This is a genomic window from Hoeflea phototrophica DFL-43 (genome assembly GCF_000154705.2).
GTDB classification, from domain to species: domain Bacteria; phylum Pseudomonadota; class Alphaproteobacteria; order Rhizobiales; family Rhizobiaceae; genus Hoeflea; species Hoeflea phototrophica.
The window spans coordinates 3,508,768-3,528,755 of sequence record NZ_CM002917.1 but is presented as its reverse complement, the minus strand read 5'-3'; the positions used below and the strand labels follow the sequence as shown (position 1 = coordinate 3,528,755).

The following is a 19,988-nucleotide window of genomic DNA, read 5'->3' as shown; positions in this document are numbered from 1 at the left end:
AGCGCGCGATGAGCGGGATTCACATGACGGTATCGGGCGCGCCCGAGGGGATGTCCGGGGAGATACCGCTGGTGCTGCTGCACGGCTTTGGCGGATCGGGCCATGCCTGGGATGGGGTTATCCCCCATCTGCCCGGGAGTGTGCGGGTGATCGCGGTGGATCTGCCGGGCCATGGCAAGTCGCTCAACTCTGAAGGCCGTGGCGGGGCCGGGCGGATGGCCAAGGCCATTCTTGCCGCCCTTGATGAAGCCGGTGTCGAGGCGTTTCACATTGCCGGGCATTCGATGGGTGGTGCGGTGTCGGCGCTGATAGCCCTGCGTGCAGGTGCGCGGGTGAAATCGCTGACGCTGGTGGCTCCGGGCGGCATGGCGCGCGAGATCAATGCGGATCTGCTGGCGCGCTACGCCAAGGCTGCGAGCGAGGCGGATATCCGCGCCAGCCTTGCCGAAATGTCGGCGCCGGGCTTTGTCATCCCGCAGGCGGTGATTGACGGATTTGTCAGCGAACGTGCCCGGCCCGGCGCGCTCGAGGCACTTGCCGAGACCTATGAGGCGATGTTCCCGGACGGGCCCGAACACGGGCAGGGCGTGTTGCCGTTTGATGCGCTGGCCGCGCTCGACATGCCGGTGTTCGTGATCTGGGGGCTGGCGGATGCGGTGCTGCCGTGCCCGTCCCCCGCGGCTCTTCCGGCGTCTTTCGCCTTCTCCGTGTTGCCGGAGCTCGGCCACATGCTGCCCGAGGAAGCGCCCGAGATCGTGGCCGGTGTGCTGACCCAGGCGGTGTCGGCCCCCTCCTGAGGCCGCTTTCCGGGCGATCCACAGGTCTTTACCATGCGGGAAGAGGGTTTTGGCCTGATTGTCGCCATCAGGCGCCGGCTGTGCTAAGAGATTGTTAACCAATCGAACCCGTTCCAACCAGCAGAAGCCAAGGCCATGACCGACACTTCAAAACCGACTTCGTTCGACCGCCGGCTGGCGGACATCGTGCGTGACGTGAAGATTTCCGCGGCCGACCGCACCGATGTCGTGGTCGACATGCGCGACGCTGACCGGGCGCGGCTCGAACTTCTGGCGCAGGAACTTCAGCCGGTGATCAACGACATCGACCCAACCGACGACCGGTTTGATTTCGGCGTGTCGGCCGGGCTGCAGCCGCGGCTTTGGGTGGATGCGGTGGCGCATGTGCATATGGGCCATGACCGGCGGATCTATCGCTTCGTGCGCGACACGCGGCTGGGGCGCAAGTTGATCTCGGACACCAGCGACATGGCGGCAACCGCGGATGCGGTGGCGCGTTACATCGCCGAGCGGGTGATCGAGCGTGAGCGGATCCTGGCGGGTGATTTCGAAACCCTCAAGGAGTCAGCCGGGAAGAGCATTGAGCCTGCTCCGGCTCAGGCGGCTGATGAGGCCGGTGGCGATGCCGGCAGCGCCACAACGGCCAATGAACCAGCTCAGAGCGAGGATCAGGGCGCAAGCGCGGCGAGTGCTGTTTCCAAGGCTTCGCAGGTGCCCGAACCTCAGGCGCGCAACAGCAGCGGATTTGCGCTTGGCGCGTCCTGGTTCATTCTCGGCTGTGTCGCGGGAGCTGCGGCTCTTGTCGTGGCGTTCTGGGACCGGCTCTCGGCACTGATCAGCTGATCGCCGCGGATTTGATCTGACCGGTTGAGGTTTGGCAAAGCCCTGCGCCGTCACCGGACAGCTTCATGCGTCTGTGCACGAGTTTCCAGGTGTCCCTGTCGCCATCGATCTCGAACATGTTAAACCCTGCAGTCGGCCTATGCGAGTCGGGTCCCTGGCTGGCGGATGCGATTCCGACCACCGGAACATCACCATGCCTGCCGGCGAGGTAGTGCAGCGTGTCGAGATGGGTGTGACCGTGCAGCACCAGTTCCGCGCCGTGAAGCTTGAGCATTTTCGAGAAGTGGCCGGTGCCGCGCATCCGTTTGTGCCAGCGGGTGGCGCCCCGGACTGGCGGATGATGGATCATGAGAACACGGAACAGCCCGTCATCGTGGGCCTGATCGAGCAGCTTTCCTGCGGCAATGGCCTGCTTGTGGCCGAAATCGCCGGTCGCCATGAAGGGCAGGGTGGCATTTGCGGTCGACAGGCCGATCAGCGCCACCGGGCCGCGACGGCGGCAGTTGGGAAACAGCTTGCCCTGACTTGCCGGGTTGTCGGAGGCAATCCAGGGCTCCCAGGCTTCCGTCGAACGGGCAAAGGCGCCGGGCACATAGGCATCGTGGTTACCGGGAACGAATGTTGCGTTGGCGGGATCGAAATGGGTTTCCAGCCAGAGCCGGGCGGCTTCGATCTCCGTGCGGGTCGCCAGATTGACCAGGTCGCCGGTGATCGCGACATGATCGGGGGCCTCGGCGCGCATTCCGTCGAGCAGCTGTTCCAGCGTGTTGCCAAAAAGATGCTTGCGGCGGTTGCGCTGCCAGTTCAGATAGCCTGTGATCCGCTTGGAGGCGAGCTCGGCCGGGCTTACCCGAGGCAGCGGTCCCAAATGAATGTCGGAAATATGCGCAAGACGAAACATGATGTGAGCCATAACGGCAGGCAGGGCGGCCCGCAAGCGGCTGTCGAAGACAGCGTGGCGCCGCCGGAGTTGCGCAACTGGCGCGCACTGCTGGTGACGCGGCTGATCCATGTCTGGTTTCTGCTCACCCGCAGCATGACGCTGGGTGTTCGTGCCGCCGCCTTTGACGACACGGGCCGGGTGTTTCTGGTGCGTCATTCCTATGTGCCGGGCTGGCATATGCCCGGTGGCGGGGTCGAGCGCGGTGAAACCACCGGCGACGCCCTGGCAAAGGAGTTGCGCGAGGAAGGCAATCTGGAGATGGTTGGCGCGCCCGAGCTCGTCACCATCTATTTCAACCAGCGCACAAGCCGGCGTGACCATGTCGCTTTCTACCGGTGCACGGTCCGGCAAACCGCGCCGAAATTGCCGGACAGGGAAATCCTGGAATCAGGGTTCTTCGCGCTTGACGCTTTGCCCGATGGCATCACTGCGGCCACGAAACGCCGGCTCGCCGAACTTGCTGGAGAGCTGCCGTTTCGCGACATCTGGTAGGGTGGATGGACAGGCGGTTCGTTCAGGCCGCCTTGCCCAGGATCTCCCGGCCATGGGGCGCGGACAGGTCAAGCGCCGGTCCAACAGGGACGATTCCGGTTGGATTGATGCTGTCGTGGCTGCCGTAATAATGGTTCTTGATGTGGTCCATGTTCACGGTCCCGGCGATGCCCGGCATCTGGTAGAGCTCTCGCAAATAGCCTGACAGGGACGGATAGTCGGCGATCCGGCGAATGTTGCATTTGAAGTGCCCGACATAGACCGGGTCAAAGCGCACCAGCGTGGTGAACAGACGCCAGTCGGCCTCGGTCAGATCACCGCCCATCAGGTAGCGGTTTTTGCTCAGCCGTTCGTCGAGCATGTCGAGGGTGTCGAACAGGGCGCCCACACTTTCCTCATAGGCTTCCTGAGTGGTTGCAAAGCCTGACTTGTAAACCCCGTTGTTGACCTTGTGATAGACGATTTCGTTGATCTCATCGATGCCCTCACGCAGTGCAGCGGGATAGTAGTCCGGGCCCGGCTTGGCGATCGCGTTGAAGGCGGAGTTGAACATCCGGATGATTTCCGAGGATTCATTGGAGACCACGGTGCCGGTCTTCTTGTCCCACAGCACCGGCACGGTGACCCGGCCCGAGTAATCCTTTTTGGCGGCAACATAGACCTGCCACATGAAGTCCGCCCCGCCGATATGATCGCTGGTGCCGCCGTCGCGGTCATGAAACTCCCAGCCGTTCTTGCCCATATAGGGATCGACGATGGACACCGAGATGGCGTCCTCAAGCCCCTTGAGCTTGCGGAAGATCAGGGTCCGGTGCGCCCAGGGACAGGCAAGCGAGACATAGAGATGATAGCGGCCGGCCTCCGCAGCGAAGCCGCCGGTTCCCGATGGTCCAGGTGCGCCATCAGCGGTCACCCAGTTGCGGAAGGCGGCTTCCGAGCGCTTGAAATGGCCGCCTGTCGATTTGGTGTCGTACCATACGTCGTTCCAGACGCCTTCAACCAGCATTCCCATGAGCAATCTCCTTTGATTTCTGACATAGGCCGGAAAAGCAGAAATGCGAAGAAAATCACGGTGAACGGTGCGTTTTGCATTGGACGGGGCAGACCGGCTTTGCTAAAGGCAAATGAGAAAAGGATTTCCGGATGCCTGCTACGGCCTTGCGACGACGCTGAACGAGAACACCCCGCGCCCTTGCGCGCGCCTTGTCACGTCCCGTTGTCTCTACCTGGAAACATTTCCATGCCCTGCCACGATTTTGTCTTTCTCACCGAAGACGCGTCTCATGACGCGGCCATCAATCACATCAACGAAGAAGCCTTTGGTCCGGGGCGGTTTGTCCGCTCGTCCGAACGTGTTCGCGAACAGGGGCCGCATGACCGCCAATTGTCCTTTGTGGCAACCGATCGCGGCGAAACGATTGGCTCGGTGCGGATGACGCCGATCCTTGCCGGGACCACAACGGGGTACCTGCTTGGTCCGCTGGCTGTTCGCCCCTCGCACAAGAATCTCGGCATTGGCCGCGAACTGGTCCGGATTGCCTTGGCTGCCGCAGAAAAATCGGGAAGTCCGATGGTTCTGCTTGTCGGGGATCCGCCTTATTACGCGCCGCTCGGTTTTGCGCCGACAAAGCCTGGCGCGTTGACAATGCCGGGGCCGTTTGATGCGCACCGGCTTCTTGCAGCCTGTTTTGGCAAGATCGACCCGATGGCGCTTGAAGGTGAAATCCAGCACATGAACCGCCATCCACAGGTTTGACGTTTGCTGACGTGGCAACCCGGGCGCCGGAGCCAGTTTTGCCTTGAATCCCAAGGGGTGGTTGCCTTGCGGAAACTGGGTGATATTGGGCAATTCCTGCCGGTTTCCCTGGTGTTATGCTGCGTTGCGGCGACTGAAAAGTTGCAATGCAGCAAAAAGGACCCTACATAGGGCCATATGACTTATCTAGGCACACAAGCCGAAGACCTGTCCTCTCCGTCCCTTCCCTTCCGTAAAATCTGCGTTGTTGGCGCGGGTTCATGGGGAACAGCCTTGGCCTCAGTGGCGCGCAGCGCCGGCCGCGAAACGTCGATCTGGGGACGTGACGAGGCAACGGTCGAGGCCATCAATTCACGTCTCGAAAATCCGAAATATCTTCCCGGCATCCCACTGCCGGAGGGAATCCGGGCAACAACCGATATCGCCGAGGCGCTTGATGGCGCAGAGGCCGTCCTGCTGGTGACGCCGTCGCGCACCTTGCGCGACATCTGTCTTCAGATGCGCCCGCATCTGGGCAAGGGCGTGCCGATCGCATTGTGCGCCAAGGGCATCGAGGCCGGAACGGGATGTCTTCTCAGTGAGGTGGCGTCGGAAATCCTGACCGATCACCAGATTGGCGCCCTTTCAGGCCCGACCTTTGCCTCCGAAACCGCTCGTGGTCACCTGACTGCGGCGACCATTGCCTTTCAGTTCTCCTATGCCGACCGGCTCGACACCGCTTCGAGCCCCGCAGCCCGGTTTGCTGTTTCGCTCGGGTCGGACTTCTTCAGGCCCTACATCTCCGACGATCTCGTCGGCGTGGAAGTGGGTGGTGCAATCAAGAACGTGATCGCCATTGCCTGCGGAATGATGACCGGCGCCGGCTATGCCGAGAACACCCGCGCGGCGCTGATCGTTCGGGGCATGGATGAAATGAAGACGCTTGCGGATGTGTTCGGCGGCCGCCGCGAAACAGTGACGGGCCTGGCCGGGGCCGGCGACCTGACACTGACCTGCTCTTCGCAGACCTCGCGCAACATGTCGCTCGGGGTTCAGCTCGGAAGGGGCATCCCGCGCGAGCACTGCTTTGACGGCAAGGCCGTTGTGGTGGAGGGCGAGGTGAACTCGGTTTCCGTCATGGACCTTGCGCGCCGGATGAAACTCGAAATGCCGATATGCGAATGTGTCTACCGGATTCTGCACCAGGGCGCAGATGTGAAGGAAACATTTGCGGAGTTCTGGGCGCGCCCGATCGAAGGCGAGCGCCGTGGGCTTTCGATCTCAATAGATCGCCCCGTTGCAGCAGCCGTGGAGATAACCCAATGACGCTTGCGAAGACCCAGACACCTGATCTGACCACCCGGAAACTTGTTCTGGCGACGGATCTGGACGGCACCTTCCTGGGGGGCAGCGATGAAGACCGAAGCCGCCTCTACGGCTGGATTGAAGACAATCGCGCCACTGTCGGCCTGATCTTTGTCACTGGGCGGGATCCCAAATTTATCGGCGAACTCTGCCGCGACCATGGTGTGCCCTGGCCGGACTATGCCGTGGGTGATGTCGGAACAACCATCGCCACGGTCTCGCCCGAGACCGGCGTGGAACCGATCGAGCACCTGGAGCAGGAGATCTCCGCGCGATGGGGTGATGCCGGCGACAGGATCCGGGCGCGGCTCGACGGCCATCCGGGCCTGAGTTTGCAGCCGACCGATTTCCGCTACCGGGTCAGCTATGACATCGACAGCGACCGTTTCGACGCGTCCGCCTGGGACATCGTTCTGGACATGGGATTCCAGCCGCTGATCTCCGACAACAGGTTCTTTGATGTGCTGCCCGATGGCGTCAGCAAAGGCCCGTCACTGCGGCGGCTGGTGAGTTATCTCGATATCCAGCAGGACCGCGTTCTGTGCGCGGGCGATACGCTGAATGATCTTTCTATGCTCGAATGCGGTTTACCGGCAGTCGCCGTCGGTAATTCGGAACCGGACTTAATCTCGCGCGTTGCTCACCTCGAGCACCTGCACATGGCTCAAGCCCATGGTGCGGCAGGCATTCTGGAGGCAATTCGTGCCTTCGACATGCATGACCTCCCGAAAGGATACTGACTCATGGCCAGTGATCTCGTCATTGTTTATCATCGCCAACCCTACGAGGAAGTCGAAGAGGACGGTAAGATCGTCCTCAGGGAGAACAAGAGCCCAAATGGCATCGTGCCGACCCTGAAGGGTTTTTTCGGCCGCGTCGACAAGGGGGCCTGGGTTGCCTGGAAACTCGCCGAGGATGCGGCCAATCCCGATTTCGAACGGGTCATCGACATCGAGGACAGTTACGGCAAATACTCGGTCACCCGGCTGCCTTTGACGCCCGACCAAGTGTCGAGCTTTTATCACATCACCTCGAAGGAAGCGTTCTGGCCGATCCTGCATTCGTTCAAGGAACGCTACAATTATGACCCCGTCGACTGGCCGACGTTCCGTGAAGTGAACTGGGCCTTTGCCGAAGCCGCCGCCGCTGAAGCGGCGCCGGGCGCTGTGGTGTGGGTGCATGATTACAATCTCTGGCTGGTTCCGGGATATCTGCGCAAGCTCAGGCCCGATGTGCGAATTTCATTCTTCCACCACACGCCGTTTCCTTCAGCGGACATGTTCAACGTGCTGCCGTGGAGGCGCGAGATCGTCGAAAGCCTTTTGGCATGCGATGTGGTGGGGTTTCATATCCCGCGCTATGCGGTCAATTTTGTCCATGTCGCGCAGAGCCTTCTGGAAGTCGGTCCTGTGGAACGCAAGGATGTGAACCCCGATTTCATCTGGGAAGGAACAGCGCTGTCGGACCGGCGGGTGCCTGAAGCGGTGATGTATCAAGGACGCCGGATCAAGATTTCCAGCGCGCCTGTCGGCATTGACTGGGACTATATCCAGGAATGCGCCGCTTCCGAGGAAACCTGCGAGAACGTTGCGGCGATCCGCTCCGAGCTGGGCGATTGCAAACTTGTTCTTTCGGTCGGCCGAACGGACTACACCAAGGGCGGTGTGCAGCAGCTCGAGAGCTATGAACGGTTGCTGCAGGCCCATCCGGAGTTGCATGGCAATGTGCGGCTGATGCATGTGTCCGTCGGCGCCAACCGCAACATGGCGGCCTATGAAGAGATTCAGGGCGAAATCGAACAGGTTGCCGGTCGTATCAACGGCACTTTCGGATCGTTCGAATGGCAGCCCGTGGCGCTGATTTCGACGGCGGTATCGTTCAAGGACCTGATTGCCTATTACCAGCAGGCAGATGTCTGCTGGATCACACCGCTGGCCGACGGCATGAATCTGGTCTGCAAGGAATATGTGGCGGCCCGTACCGATGGCGATGGCGTGCTGGTGTTGTCCGAATTTGCCGGTGCTTCGGTTGAACTGTCCTCGGCGGTCATCACCAATCCGTTTTCTCACCGCTCGATGGATCAGGCGATCGAACAGGCTCTGGCCATGCCGGAGGAGGAGCGCCGTAAACGCATGGCCATGATGCGCGAAACCGTGAAGCGTTACGGCATCAAGGCCTGGGCCGAAGACCAGATGGGGTATTTCGACAGTATCGAGACAACGCTGTCAGAAGCGAGCTGAACGCCATTTTCCAAAACAGCAGGATGTTTGCGGTGGCCACGACATTGTCGCCGCCGCTTTCTTTGTGCAGACTTAGCGGCCTTCGCGGAACCAGGTTGCACCCAGCGCCAGGATCAACAGGGCCAGCCCCAGAAACCCGCCGAACAACGGCACGGCGCGCACGCCCTTGAGCACGCTTTCGTTGCTGGCGCGCAGACCCATGCGGTCGCCTGCGTTCACCGAGGCCGCGCGGGTGGGCAGGATCTGTGGCAGATTGGTGGCCGCCGCATTGACCCGGGCCACAAGTCCACCGCTCTCAGCTGCAACCGGGTCCAGAACGCTGGTTGTTGAAACAGTGGCGCGGAATTCGGGTGCATCGACTGCGCCGACATGGGCCAACGCCGTCAGCTCGCCCGATGTCACTTCCACAAGGCCGGGTTCGTCAAGTGCCAGTTCTGCAGTGAACAGCCCTTCTTCGGTGGGCTGGAGCTGCACATCGCGGACTTCGCCCGAGGGCAGTTTCACGGTTGCGGGACCGGTGGTCTCGCTCATGGTCTGACGCTCGATGCGCAAGGTCCGGCCCAGGGCCGTGGCACGCACCGCTTCCTCTTCGAGAGACGGTTCCTGCATCAGCCAATGCGCGATGCGGCGGTAGAGCGCGACATGCGGGCCGCCGCCTTCAAAGCCGCGGGCCCAGAGCCAGCCATGATCGGACAGCAGCATTGCCACCCGGCCGTCACCAAAGCGGTTGAGCACCAGCAATGGTTGGCCGTCAGCGCCCTGCATAACCTCGTCGCCGATCGTGTCGCGTACGCCGACGGTGCGGAACCAGCGGCCCCAGCCGGGCGGTTCGATGCCGCCGCCGGGCAGATCGCGGGTGACGGGATGACGCCGGCCATCATCGGAGAGACGGGGATAGAAGCCGGACAGCGTCACGTCGCCTGTCGGCAACGCCGGAAGTGCGGGCGCCAGCGGGGTTTCGGCAATGGATTCGATGCCCGCCAGTTCCGGCCCGGCCGCAACCAGCAGCGCGCCGCCTTCTTCGACATAGCGGGCGATGTAATCGTAGTAGAGCACCGGCAGCACGCCGCGGTTCTGGTAGCGGTCAAAAATGATCAGGTCGAACTCGTCGATCTTCTCGACGAAGAGTTCGCGGGTCGGAAAGGCGATCAGCGAGAGCTCGGAGATCGGCGTTCCGTCCTGTTTTTCCGGTGGCCGCAGAATGGTGAAATGCACCAGATCCACGGCGGCGTCGGATTTGAGCAGGTTGCGCCAGGCGCGCTCGCCGGCATGGGGCTCGCCGGACACCAGCAGCACCCGGAGATTTTCGCGGATGCCCTCGATCAGCACCACGGCGCGGTTGTTGGCGGGCGTGACCTCGTCATCAATCACATCGACGGAAAGCTCAACGATGTTCTCGCCGCCGCGCGGAAGGTCGAGATAAAACGAGCTGTCCTCGCCGGTGTTGGCGGTTTCGACCGCAATCTCTTCTCCATTGACCCGGACGGTGACTGCAACCGGAACAGAGCCCTCAGACGCACCGTCATCGCTGACCCGGTAGACGATCTCCTGATCCTCCCCGACAATGCCGAAGCGCGGGCTGCGCACGACATCGACCCGGCGGTCGATCTCGTTTTCATCGCCGACGATGAGGCCGTGCAACGGTGCATCAAGACCCAGAGCGCCAAGTGAGCCCGGCACATCATGGATCTGGCCGTCGGTGATCATCACCGCGCCGGCGAGACGTGAGCTCGGGACATCGCGAATGCCCGAGGCCAGAGCCTCGAACAGCTGGGTGGAGGGCGATTGTGCGTCTGGATCGGTGACCGCCTCGATGATCCGGGTTTCGAAGGACGGGTAGCGGGCCAACCGCTCGGTCAGCGCCTTGAGCGCCGCATCGGTGCGCGCGGTGCGGTCCATGCTCATCTGGCTGGGGCTGCGGTCGACAACGATTGCAACGATGCTGGTGACCGGTTCGCGCTCCTCGAAATTGGCGACGGGATTGGCAAGCGCCAGGACAAGGGCAGCAAGCGCGAGCGCGCGCAGCAACGCCCCGCGCATCCGTCTGAACAGGGCCCAGCCGACCAGAAGGGCGGCGGCCAACGCGAGCACGGCAATCAATGGCAGAGGCAGCAGGGGGCTGAAGGCGATGTTCATCTCACTGCCCCAATCGTTCGAGCAGAGCTGGAATGTGCACTTGGTCGGCCTTGTAGTTGCCGGTGAGCATGTACATCACGATGTTGACGCCGGCGCGATAGGCGTATTCGCGCTGCCAGGGATCGGGCGGCACCGTCGAGAACATCGGATAGCCGCGTTCATCGAGCGCCCAGGCCGCGGCCAAGTCGTTGCCGGTGATCAGGATCGACGAGACCCCGTCGCCCGCGCGCGCAGGCCGTGTCGCCGGATCCTCGGTTTCAGGGATTGCCTCGACCCAGAGCGGCCCGTCCGCATAGCGCCCTGGGAAGGCGTCGAGCAGGAAGAAGGATTTTGTCAGCACGTGGTCTTCCGGCACCGGCTCGAGCGGCGGGATGTCGAGATTGGCGAGGATCCGCTGCATTTTCAGCGTCAGGCTGCTCGAGCCGCCGCCAAGTTCGGCGATCCGGTCACGGGTGTCGAACAGCACCGTGCCACCGCTTTTCATATAGGCGTCGATTCGGCTGATGGCGGCGGGGGAGGGATCATCCGCATCCTCGCTCATAGGCCAGTAGATCAGCGAGTACAGTGCAAGCTGATCGGTCTCGATGTCGACGCCGATGGCCGTTCCGGGCTCCAGCGCGGTGCGGCTTGTGAGGAAATTCGACAGGCTGTCGAGGCCCATCTTGCTGGTCTCGTCGGTGTCGTCGTCGCCGGTGATCACATAGGCGAGGCGGGTTTGGTCAAGACTTTCGAGGAGCTCGGTGTCGCCAGGCTGCGAATCCTGGGCATGGGCCGGGCCCGGAGCGAAGCCGAGGCCAAGCGGCAGGGCAATGGCCAGCAGCAGTGCCGCGGCTGCTGCTGCTGAAGCGGGTATGACGCCCCGGCGGCGCATGCCACCGCGGAAGCCGCCATTCAGGACCAGCACGATCAGCGTGTCGGCGAGCAGCGCGGCAAGGGCAGCGCCGAACAGCCAGGGCCTGAAATCCACAGCGCTGTCGCCGGTCAGTTGCGCCCGGGTCACCGGTGCATCGAAGGCGGGAATCTCGATGGGTGCGAGCGTTTCGCCCGGGGCAAACAGGTTGAGGGCGACGAAACCGTCCTCGGTGCCGTAGAGCCCGGGCGGATTGTCATGGCCAGCGCGGATCGTGTCTGTGCCGGTCAGGTCCAGCGGTTTGGCGTCACCGCTTGCAGGAAGCAGCGCGCCCGAAGCGTCAAGCAGGCGCCATGGTGGCAGAATGCCGGATCCGGCCTCGCCGCCGCCGCTGACGGCGCGGGACAATTGAACGACGCGGCGGAGCATATCAACGAAATGGCCAGAGATCGGAAGCGTCGACCAGCTGGCTTCCGCGGTGACATGAAACAGCACGATCCGGCCTGAACCGCGCTCCGACGCGGTCACCAGTGGCGTTCCATCCGCAAGACTGGCCCAGGTGCGCGCCGCGAGCTCTGCGGAGGGCTCGGCCAGAACCTGGCGGCTGACTGTGACGTCGCGCGGGGTCGGCAATCCGGCAAAGGGACTGTTGGGCGGATAGCCGGCCAGCGGCTGTGGCTCGATCCAGGACAGCGCGCCGCCCAGTTCGCGCTCGCCCTTGCGCAGCAGCACCGGCGCCAGCGGATCGTCGGCGGGTGCTGCGGCCAGCCGCGGTCCGGCGAAGCGTATCAGTGTACCGCCGCGTTCGATCCATTCATTGAGCGGGCCTGCGACCTCGCCGGGCAGGGTGCCGATGTCGGCCAGCACGATCACGGCCGGCGACAGTCTGAGTAGTTCGGGGACTGCCGTGGTCATGTCGGCGGTCTCGGCCTCGATCAGATCGGCATAGGGGGAGAGCGCACGGTTGATGTAGTAAAGCGGTGAGAGCAGGGGCTGGGCGATGTCGGCTGCCTCGCCGGAAATCAACGCCACACGGCGGCGGCGAAAGCTGTCGTCAAGTAGCTGGCCTGCAGCGCTTTCGCGTCCGAGGACATCGATCCGGGCAATGTCGTTGCGGATTTCGAAAGGTGCGGTGATGGTGCCGCTGGCACTCGCTTCGCCTGCATCGAAAGCCAAGGGACCGGTGGCAATCTCGCGGCCCTTGCTGTCGCGGGCGACGAGGCGGAAGTTTTCGGAGTCCTGGGTTTCCAGACGGCTGGCCTCGACGGTGAGAGAGTCTGCGCCATTGTCCGATTGGGTCAGGATCAGGCCTGCAGGGTCGTCGGCGCCAATGATGCGGATGGCGGCAGGATTGAGGCCCGAGAGCCGGGTGAGTGCCGCGTTGGTCTCTTCGGTGTCGATGTCATCGGTCAGGAACGCGATGGTGCCGGGTGCGGTTTCGCCGAAGGCTGCAATCAGTGCGGTGACCGCGGCATCGCGCTCAGGCTTCAAAGGCCGCGGCTTGGCCGCACGTAGTTGGTCACGGGCGCGTTCGACGGTGGTCGGTGTTGCGTCATGGCGGCGGTCGGCGGTCAGAACGATGGACACCGGCAGATTGCTGCTTTCTGCTTCGGCAATCAGCGCCTCGGCAGCCTCGACGCGGGCATCCCAGTCAGAGGCGCTGGCCCAGCTGTTGTCGATGATCAGAGCCAGCGGTCCGTTGGTGCTGAGCGCCCTGTCGCGGGGATTGAGCACCGGCTCGGCAAGCGCCAGGATCACCAGAGCGGCTATCAGCAGTCTGAGCAAGGTCAGCCACCAGGGGCTGCGCGACGGGGTTTCCTCGGGCTTGAGCACGCGGGCCAGGATCGCCAGCGGTGCGAAGGGTTCAGCGGCCGGTCTTGGCGGGGTCAGCCGCAACAGCCACCAGATCACCGGCAGGGCCAGGAGCCCGAACAGGATGGCCGGAGCGCCGAAGGCAATGGGCAGACCGGCGATCATGTGGACACCACCTTCCTTGCCGCAGGAATTCCGGAAAGCCGGCCGTGGGCGGCGGCCAGGGCTTCGGAGGCGAGCCGGTCCGTGCGGTGCGGCAGGTAGCTCCAGCCGAGCCGGCGCACGCTCTGGGCCATGGTTTCCCGCCGGGCAAGCCAGGCCCGGCGGTAATCCTCGGCAACTGTTTCGGCGCGGCCGGCGACCAGTTTCTGGCCGGTTTCGGGATCACGAAATTCGGTCCGGCCGGAATAGGGAAAGACTTCCTCGGCGGGGTCGCAGATCTCGATCACATGGCCACGAATGCCGCGCTTTGCGGCAGGGCCTATGGATGTTTCCATGGCATCGGCCTCGTCGAGAAAGTCGCTGATCAGCACCACATCGCTCATCCTGCCGATCTGGCTGAGATCGGGCAGTCCGGTCTCAGCCGGTGCATGCGAGAGCGCGAGCGCCAGCCGTTCGGCGGCGTTGCGCGATGCGACCGGTTCCATCACGCCGGGGCAGCCGATGCGCTCGCCGGAGCGCGCCAGAATTTCCGCGAGCGCCAGCAGCAAGACCAGCGCGCGGCTTTCCTTGCCCACCATCGCAGTGTCGGATTTGAACAGCATTGACGGCGAGCGGTCGGCCCAGAGCCAGATGGTGTGGGCAGCTTCCCATTCGCGGTCGCGGACATAGAGATTGTCGTCGCGGGCCGAACGGCGCCAATCGATGCGCGACAGCGATTCGCCATCCACATAGGGCCGGAATTGCCAGAAGGTTTCCCCAATGCCGCGCTTGCGGCGGCCGTGCCAGCCGGCAATCACCGTGTTGGCCACACGCCGGGCCTCGGCCAGGCAATCGGGCAGCAGCGCCGCGCGCTGGCGCGCCCGGGCGAGCGCATCCAGCCGTGCGGTGGGTTGGGTGAGCTGGCCGACCGGAGCCATCGGTTACCCGGCCTTCGTGGCGACGAGATCGGCGATCACATCGCGAATCCCGATGCCTTCGGCGCGCGCCGAGAAGGTCAGCGCCATGCGGTGCTGCAGGATCGGTTCGGCAAGAGCGCGGACATCGTCCACGGACGGCGCAAGACGGCCGTCATAGAGGGCGCGGGCGCGGGTGCACAGCATCATGGCCTGCCCGGCACGCGGACCGGGGCCCCAGGAGACGCTCTCATCCACCTTGGCATTGCCATGTCCCGGACGGGCGGCGCGGACCAGTTCGAGGATCGCATCGACAACCGATTCGGGCACCGGCATCTTGCGGATCAGGGCCTGGATCTCGGCAAGCCGTTCCATGGTGATGGCCGCGCGCGGCGTGGCATCGGCACCGCCGGTGGTTTCCAGCAGGATCCGGCGCTCTGCCGCCATTTCCGGATAGGACACGTCGACCTGCAGCAAGAAGCGGTCGAGCTGGGCTTCGGGCAGGGGGTAGGTGCCTTCCTGCTCGAGCGGGTTCTGGGTTGCCAGCACATGGAAGGGGCGCGGCAGATCATGGGCGGCGCCGGCCACGGTGACATGATACTCCTGCATCGCCTGCAAAAGCGCGGACTGGGTGCGCGGCGAGGCGCGGTTGATCTCATCGGCCATCAGCAGTTGTGTGAACACCGGGCCGGGCAGAAACCGGAACGAGCGGCGATTGTTCTCGTCCTGGTCCATCACTTCCGAGCCCAAAATGTCCGACGGCATCAGGTCCGGGGTGAACTGGATGCGGTTTGCGGACAGGCCAAGAACCGCGCCAAGCGTCGTGACCAGCTTGGTCTTGGCGAGACCGGGGACACCGACGAGCAGCGCATGGCCACCCGAGAGCACCGCGAGCAGGGTCTGCTCGACCACGCTTTCCTGTCCGAAGATCACCTCGGAGACCGCCTTCTTGACTTCTGATATGTCAGCCAGTGCCTTCTCGGCAGCGGCGATCACGGCTTTCTCGTCAATCGGATCAGCGCTGGTTTCGATGCGTCCCATGGGAATCTCCGCGTTATCGTAATAGGCCTGAAGGATAGCTTATTGAAGGCGGAGAGGCTGACAAGGGCCGCCGTGTTGACTATCTGGTTACCTCTAACCATAGCTGGACAGGACAATGGCAAAAACAAGGACCAACGCGAAAACAGATGCCGCCGATCTCGCGGCAATGATTACGCGTGCGCAGGCCGACAGGAATGCCGGAAAAGACGGTTTGCCGCCGGTTGAGCGCTGGAATCCGCCCTTTTGCGGCGATATCGACATGGAAATCAGGCCCGACGGGACCTGGTTCTACATGGGCACGCCAATCGGCCGGCCGGCGCTGGTGCGGCTTTTTTCGACTGTTTTGCGCTGCGACGGTGACAACCGGATCTATCTCGTTACACCTGTGGAAAAGATCGGAATTCGCGTTCTGGATGCGCCTTTCGTCGCTGTGGAGATGACGGTGAGCGAAGAAGAGGGTGGTCAGGTGCTCACTTTCAGGACCAATGTCGGTGACATTGTCCGTGCCGGGCCGGACAATCCGCTCAGGTTTGCCACCCATGGCGAGACCGAGCAGCTCAAGCCCTATGTTCTGGTGCGCGGGCGGCTCGAGGCTCTGGTCAATCGCGCCGTGACCTATGATCTGCTGGCGCTTGGCGAAGCGGTGGAGATCGATGGCGAGGAGATGTTTGCGATCAGCTCCGGCGGGGCTGTCTTTCCGGTGATGGCCATGGCCGAGCTGGAGGCCAAGGTTTGAGTTCCGCTGCGTCTGCGCTGCCGTCCGGCTTTGATGCGCGTGATTTCAGGAAACGGGCACGGGGCCATGACCCTGATCATGCGCTTGGCGCCGACCCGGCGCATCTGGCCCATGGGGATCACGTGCTCAACCGGGATCTGATGGTCCATCTCGATGGGATCAAACTGCGGGAGGCTGCGGTGCTGGTGCCGGTGACCGATGACGGGGCCGATGCGCAGGTGATCCTGACGCGGCGGGCTGTGGCCATGCGCAAGCATTCCGGACAGGTGGCGTTTCCGGGCGGAGCGATCGACCCGGAGGACGGCAGTGCCGAAATTGCCGCGATGCGCGAGGCGGAGGAGGAGATCGGGCTCGATCGCCGCTTTGTCGAGCCGGTGGGCCGCCTGCCGGTCTATCTGACGTCCACCGGGTTTCGCATCACGCCGGTGCTGGCCGTGGTGCAGCCGGGCTACGAGCTTGTCGCCAATCCCGCCGAGGTCGATGCGGTGTTTCAAACCCCGCTGTCGTTCCTGATGGATCCGGCCAATCACAAGCGTGAAAGCCGCGTGTGGGAAAACGTTGAACGGCATTACTATGTCATGCCCTATGGCGAGCACCACATCTGGGGTGTGACCGCGGGCATTATCAGAACCATGTATGAAAGGCTCTATCTATGAGCGACCGGGCATGAGCAACGAATCGAGCGTTGCTGGCGAGGACTGGTTTGCAAATCCAGCCCTTGGCCGGATCTTTGCGGTCTTCAATCAGGACGGTGAGGAAATCCGCGTGGTCGGGGGTGCGGTGCGCAATGCACTGATGGGACTGCCGGTCAGCGATGTTGATCTGGCCACCACCTGGGCGCCCGAGCAGGTGGTTGCACGCGCTGAGGCAGAGGGTATCCGTGCTGTTCCGACCGGCATCGACCATGGCACTGTCACGCTGGTGATCGACGGGCAGGGGTTCGAGATCACCACGCTGCGCCATGACGCGGAGACCGACGGCCGCCGTGCCAAGGTCAATTTCGGGCAGGACTGGCAAGTGGACGCCGAAAGGCGGGATTTCACCATCAATGCGCTTTACGCCAACCAGAAGGGCGAGATTATCGACCTGATTGGTGGGCTCGAGGATATCGAGAGCCGCACGGTGCGATTCATCGGCGCGGCTGATGCGCGCGTGGCGGAGGATTACCTCCGGGTGCTGCGTTATTTCCGCTTCTATGCGGGTTACGGGAGCGGCCGTCCCGACGCTGCGGCGTTGAAGGCCTGTACACGGGCGCGTGACAGGCTTTCAAGCCTTTCGGCGGAGCGGATCTGGAAGGAACTCAAGCTGCTTTTCGCCGCGCGTGATCCGGGCAGGGCGCTGTTGTGGATGCGCCAGACCGGGGTGCTTACCGCGGTTCTGCCGGAGACCGAAAAATGGGGCATCGATTCGGTTGCCGGGCTGATCGCCACGGAGACGGCGCTCGACTGGGACGTGGATCCGATGTTGCGGCTGATGGCGATTGTCCCGCCCGATGGCGAACGCATGAAGGCGCTCGCGGCGCAGCTGAAGATGTCACGGGCCGAAGCGGAACGGCTTTCGGCATGGGCGGCTGCGCCTGTGGTCAAACCGACGGCGGCGATCACGGTGCTGGACCGGTTGCTCTACCGTCACGGGGTTGAACCGCTGTGCGACCGGATCCGTCTTTCCATCGTCTCGGCGCGCACACGTGTGGAAACCGACACCGCAGCGATGACCGAAGCGGCCGGCTTTACCCGCCACCTGGCGCATGCCAGTGGCTGGACGCGTCCCGTGTTCCCGGTCTCGGGCGCGGATCTGATCGCCATGGGGGTTGAGCCCGGGCCCGAGATGGGCGCAAGATTGAACGCGCTCGAAGACCGTTGGGTCGACAGCAATTTTGCGCTTTCAAAAGACGCGTTGCTCGACAGCGCCGGTTAAGACCGGATCCGGATCCCCTATCAGGCGGCGGATTGGTCGTCCGCCATCCGTTCCTTGATCTGCTCGACGATGGACGGCCGGATGATGGTTTCGCCGTGGGCTTCGCGCAGATGGTCAACGGCGCGGGAGACGATTTCTGCCTCGCTGTCAGAGCGGGTGTGCCACTGGCAGCCGGGAACGAGGGATCCACAATGGAATGTCTTCATGGCTTTTCCTCCTTTTCGATGCCGAAAGCCGGAGTGCCGCCTTACAAGACCAGCAAGGCCGGCACACGGGCTGACAGATTGAAAGTGTAGCACAAAAACGCCGCCAAGGCACTTCACGGCTTGGTTTGGGGCCTTTTTCACATCCCTTCGACAGGTCCGGCAGGGCATACAGCACCCAACGGGCCCTTTGAAACCGCTGCGTGATGGTTCCGGTTGTTAACTTTTCCCCGCTTATCATCAGCAGGTCGTTGGAGCGCTCATCCGCACAGCCGCGAAGTTAAGCGGCAGGGGTCGAGCGCTTGTGATGGTGGTCTCGCGCAACAGGACTGAGTGATGATACTGGGCCAAAGCCTGTTCGACAGCGTTCTCGACAAGGTCGGCCGGGAGAACTCCGGTGGGTCTCAGTCAGAATATTCCGGCCGGGTCAGTGTCCGCGGTCTGAGCAGCATCTTCTTCGGGTCAGGTTCGCCGGGCGCGGTCCCGCATCCCGGCAATCAGCCCGGCAATCAGACTGATACCGAAACCGTTCAAGCCTATCTTGCCCTGAATGCGGATGGCTTCGAGCCGGTTCCCGAGCCTGTGATTGATTATTCGAGGTTCGAGCGGATCACCTTGCGGGAGATCGAACAGGATCTGGCGATCGCGGCATCGGACACCCGCTCCGCCCTGAAAGCCAAACGGCGCGAATTTGCGCGGCTCAATCACCCTGACGGGGTGCCGGAGGAATGGCGCGAGGCGGCAACGATGCGGATGAAGACCGCGAATTTGCTGATCGATCAGGCTCTGCGAACCTCAACCCGGAAGCCACGCTGACGCGCGGCGCCATGCGCCGCGTTCAGCGAAATAGCGCCATGGCTGCCAGCCGGGGCTTATGGATACATCACCACGGGCGGCAGCGAGGACAGGATCGAGGCGACATTGCCGCCGGTCTTCAGCCCGAAAATCGTGCCGCGGTCGTAAAGCAGGTTGAATTCGACATAGCGGCCGCGGCGAATCAGCTGCTCGGTGCGCTCTTCCTCACTCCAGGGCTTCATGAAGTTGGAGCGGACAATCTTCGGATAGACAACATTGAAGGCGCGGCCGACATCCTGGGTGAAGGCCAGATCCGCGTCCCAGCCGCCCTTGTCGTCCGCGGTGTGAAGCCAGTCATAGAAAATGCCGCCGATGCCGCGCGGTTCGTCACGGTGCGGTAGGTAGAAATACTCCTCGCACCAAGCCTTGAATTTCGGGTAATCGGCCACGGCATGGCGCCGGCAGGCGATCTCCATGGCACGGTGAAACAACAGCGTGTCGGGGTCGGTCTGGGTGCGGCGGTTGTCGAGCACCGGCGTCAGGTCTGCGCCGCCGCCGAACCACTGGCTGGAGGTGACCACCATGCGGGTGTTCATGTGCACCGTCGGCACATGCGGATTGACCGGATGAGCGATCAGTGAAATGCCCGAGGCCCAGAATTTCGGGTCTTCCTCTGCGCCCGGGATCTGCTTGCGGAATTCGGGAGAGAATTCGCCATGCACAGTTGATGTGTGAACGCCGACCTTCTCGAACAGCCGCCCCTTCATGATCGACATGGTGCCGCCGCCGCCTGCGCCCTCGTCGCGCAGCCATGGGGTGCGCTCGAACCGGCCTGCCTCGCCGGGCGACTGGGGATGCTCGGCCTCGTCCTCCAATGTCTCGAAGCTTTCGCAGATCTGGTCACGCAGATGCTCGAACCATTCGCGGGCTTTGGTCTTTTTCTCTTCGATGTCGTCGGGCAGTCCGACCGGCAGGTTGGGGCGTTCCATGGGTGCTCCTCGTCAAATCAGGCCCGAAGTCATAACAGC

At 63.1% G+C, this 19,988-nt stretch carries 19 protein-coding genes; 11 read left to right on the top strand and 8 right to left on the bottom strand.

Annotated features, from left to right (window positions below; all coding sequences use genetic code 11):
* Nucleotides 1-8: 8 nt before the first annotated feature.
* Together HPDFL43_RS16695 and HPDFL43_RS16690 are read left to right on the top strand one after the other, a co-directional pair.
* Nucleotides 9-797, top strand: a complete 789-nt coding sequence (locus HPDFL43_RS16695; protein ID WP_007198565.1) for an alpha/beta fold hydrolase — start codon at nt 9-11, stop codon at nt 795-797.
* A 135-nt stretch (nt 798-932) separates the two neighbouring features.
* Nucleotides 933-1,640, top strand: a complete 708-nt coding sequence (locus tag HPDFL43_RS16690) for a hypothetical protein (protein WP_007198564.1) — start codon at nt 933-935, stop codon at nt 1,638-1,640.
* On the opposite strand, the gene HPDFL43_RS16685 is transcribed toward HPDFL43_RS16690, so the two are convergent.
* Nucleotides 1,633-2,541: a metallophosphoesterase family protein gene (locus tag HPDFL43_RS16685; protein ID WP_040449294.1), complete on the bottom strand. Its 909-nt coding sequence runs from the start codon at nt 2,539-2,541 to the stop codon at nt 1,633-1,635. The genes HPDFL43_RS16690 and HPDFL43_RS16685 overlap by 8 nt on opposite strands.
* Here HPDFL43_RS16685 and HPDFL43_RS16680 point away from each other — a divergent pair.
* Nucleotides 2,524-3,075 carry an NUDIX domain-containing protein gene (locus HPDFL43_RS16680; protein ID WP_052093223.1) on the top strand — a complete coding sequence of 184 codons (552 nt, stop codon included), beginning with the start codon at nt 2,524-2,526 and terminating at the stop codon, nt 3,073-3,075. The genes HPDFL43_RS16685 and HPDFL43_RS16680 overlap by 18 nt on opposite strands.
* Nucleotides 3,076-3,097: 22 nt before the next feature.
* Here the strand turns inward: HPDFL43_RS16680 and HPDFL43_RS16675 are convergent, their stop codons facing one another.
* Nucleotides 3,098-4,087, bottom strand: coding sequence for a glutathione S-transferase family protein (locus HPDFL43_RS16675; protein WP_007198561.1), 990 nt, complete (start codon nt 4,085-4,087; stop codon nt 3,098-3,100).
* Nucleotides 4,088-4,315: 228 nt separating this feature from the next.
* Between HPDFL43_RS16675 and HPDFL43_RS16670 the strand changes: the two genes are divergently transcribed.
* From HPDFL43_RS16670 to ggpS, 4 genes are all read left to right on the top strand, one after another.
* Complete coding sequence (locus HPDFL43_RS16670; RefSeq protein WP_007198560.1) at nt 4,316-4,831, top strand: GNAT family N-acetyltransferase; 516 nt, start codon at nt 4,316-4,318, stop codon at nt 4,829-4,831.
* A 177-nt stretch (nt 4,832-5,008) separates the two neighbouring features.
* Nucleotides 5,009-6,136, top strand: a complete 1,128-nt coding sequence (locus tag HPDFL43_RS16665) for an NAD(P)H-dependent glycerol-3-phosphate dehydrogenase (RefSeq protein WP_084594697.1) — start codon at nt 5,009-5,011, stop codon at nt 6,134-6,136.
* Nucleotides 6,133-6,915 (top strand): HAD family hydrolase, encoded by a 783-nt coding sequence (locus HPDFL43_RS16660; RefSeq protein ID WP_007198558.1) that lies wholly within the window; start codon nt 6,133-6,135, stop codon nt 6,913-6,915. Before HPDFL43_RS16665 ends, HPDFL43_RS16660 begins: the two co-directional genes overlap by 4 nt.
* A gap of 3 nt (nt 6,916-6,918) precedes the next feature.
* Nucleotides 6,919-8,415 (top strand): glucosylglycerol-phosphate synthase, encoded by a 1,497-nt coding sequence (ggpS, locus tag HPDFL43_RS16655; RefSeq protein WP_007198557.1) that lies wholly within the window; start codon nt 6,919-6,921, stop codon nt 8,413-8,415.
* A 72-nt stretch (nt 8,416-8,487) separates the two neighbouring features.
* Here ggpS and HPDFL43_RS16650 read toward each other — a convergent pair whose 3' ends face one another.
* The 4 genes from HPDFL43_RS16650 to HPDFL43_RS16635 are packed head-to-tail and all read right to left on the bottom strand — an operon-like array spanning nt 8,488 to nt 15,309.
* The gene (locus HPDFL43_RS16650; RefSeq protein WP_007198556.1) at nt 8,488-10,551 is read right to left on the bottom strand and encodes a hypothetical protein; all 2,064 of its coding nucleotides are present in this window, start codon (nt 10,549-10,551) and stop codon (nt 8,488-8,490) included.
* Nucleotide 10,552: 1 nt separating this feature from the next.
* Nucleotides 10,553-13,378 (bottom strand): DUF4159 domain-containing protein, encoded by a 2,826-nt coding sequence (locus HPDFL43_RS16645; RefSeq protein WP_007198555.1) that lies wholly within the window; start codon nt 13,376-13,378, stop codon nt 10,553-10,555.
* A complete protein-coding gene (locus HPDFL43_RS16640) occupies nt 13,375-14,292 on the bottom strand; it encodes a DUF58 domain-containing protein (RefSeq protein WP_007198554.1) in 918 nt (305 codons plus the stop codon). The genes HPDFL43_RS16645 and HPDFL43_RS16640 overlap by 4 nt, the downstream gene beginning before the upstream one ends.
* A 3-nt stretch (nt 14,293-14,295) precedes the next feature.
* A complete protein-coding gene (locus tag HPDFL43_RS16635) occupies nt 14,296-15,309 on the bottom strand; it encodes an AAA family ATPase (protein ID WP_007198553.1) in 1,014 nt (337 codons plus the stop codon).
* 115 nt (nt 15,310-15,424) lie between these two features.
* On the opposite strand from HPDFL43_RS16635, the gene HPDFL43_RS16630 reads away from it, so the two are divergent.
* From HPDFL43_RS16630 to HPDFL43_RS16620, 3 genes are read left to right on the top strand one after another with little or no spacing between them, the layout of a single operon-like run.
* Nucleotides 15,425-16,045 (top strand): DUF1285 domain-containing protein, encoded by a 621-nt coding sequence (locus HPDFL43_RS16630; RefSeq protein WP_007198552.1) that lies wholly within the window; start codon nt 15,425-15,427, stop codon nt 16,043-16,045.
* Nucleotides 16,042-16,701: a CoA pyrophosphatase gene (locus HPDFL43_RS16625; RefSeq protein WP_040449293.1), complete on the top strand. Its 660-nt coding sequence runs from the start codon at nt 16,042-16,044 to the stop codon at nt 16,699-16,701. The genes HPDFL43_RS16630 and HPDFL43_RS16625 overlap by 4 nt, the downstream gene beginning before the upstream one ends.
* Before the next feature lie 10 nt (nt 16,702-16,711).
* Nucleotides 16,712-17,962, top strand: coding sequence for a CCA tRNA nucleotidyltransferase (locus HPDFL43_RS16620; protein ID WP_040449292.1), 1,251 nt, complete (start codon nt 16,712-16,714; stop codon nt 17,960-17,962).
* Between the two features lie 20 nt (nt 17,963-17,982).
* Here HPDFL43_RS16620 and HPDFL43_RS16615 read toward each other — a convergent pair whose 3' ends face one another.
* Nucleotides 17,983-18,168 carry a DUF1059 domain-containing protein gene (locus HPDFL43_RS16615; protein WP_007198550.1) on the bottom strand — a complete coding sequence of 62 codons (186 nt, stop codon included), beginning with the start codon at nt 18,166-18,168 and terminating at the stop codon, nt 17,983-17,985.
* A gap of 333 nt (nt 18,169-18,501) precedes the next feature.
* On the opposite strand from HPDFL43_RS16615, the gene HPDFL43_RS16610 reads away from it, so the two are divergent.
* Nucleotides 18,502-18,981, top strand: a complete 480-nt coding sequence (locus HPDFL43_RS16610; protein WP_007198549.1) for a hypothetical protein — start codon at nt 18,502-18,504, stop codon at nt 18,979-18,981.
* Nucleotides 18,982-19,037: 56 nt separating this feature from the next.
* Here HPDFL43_RS16610 and hemF read toward each other — a convergent pair whose 3' ends face one another.
* Nucleotides 19,038-19,949, bottom strand: coding sequence for an oxygen-dependent coproporphyrinogen oxidase (hemF, locus tag HPDFL43_RS16605; protein WP_007198548.1), 912 nt, complete (start codon nt 19,947-19,949; stop codon nt 19,038-19,040).
* Between the last annotated feature and the right edge of the window lie 39 nt (nt 19,950-19,988).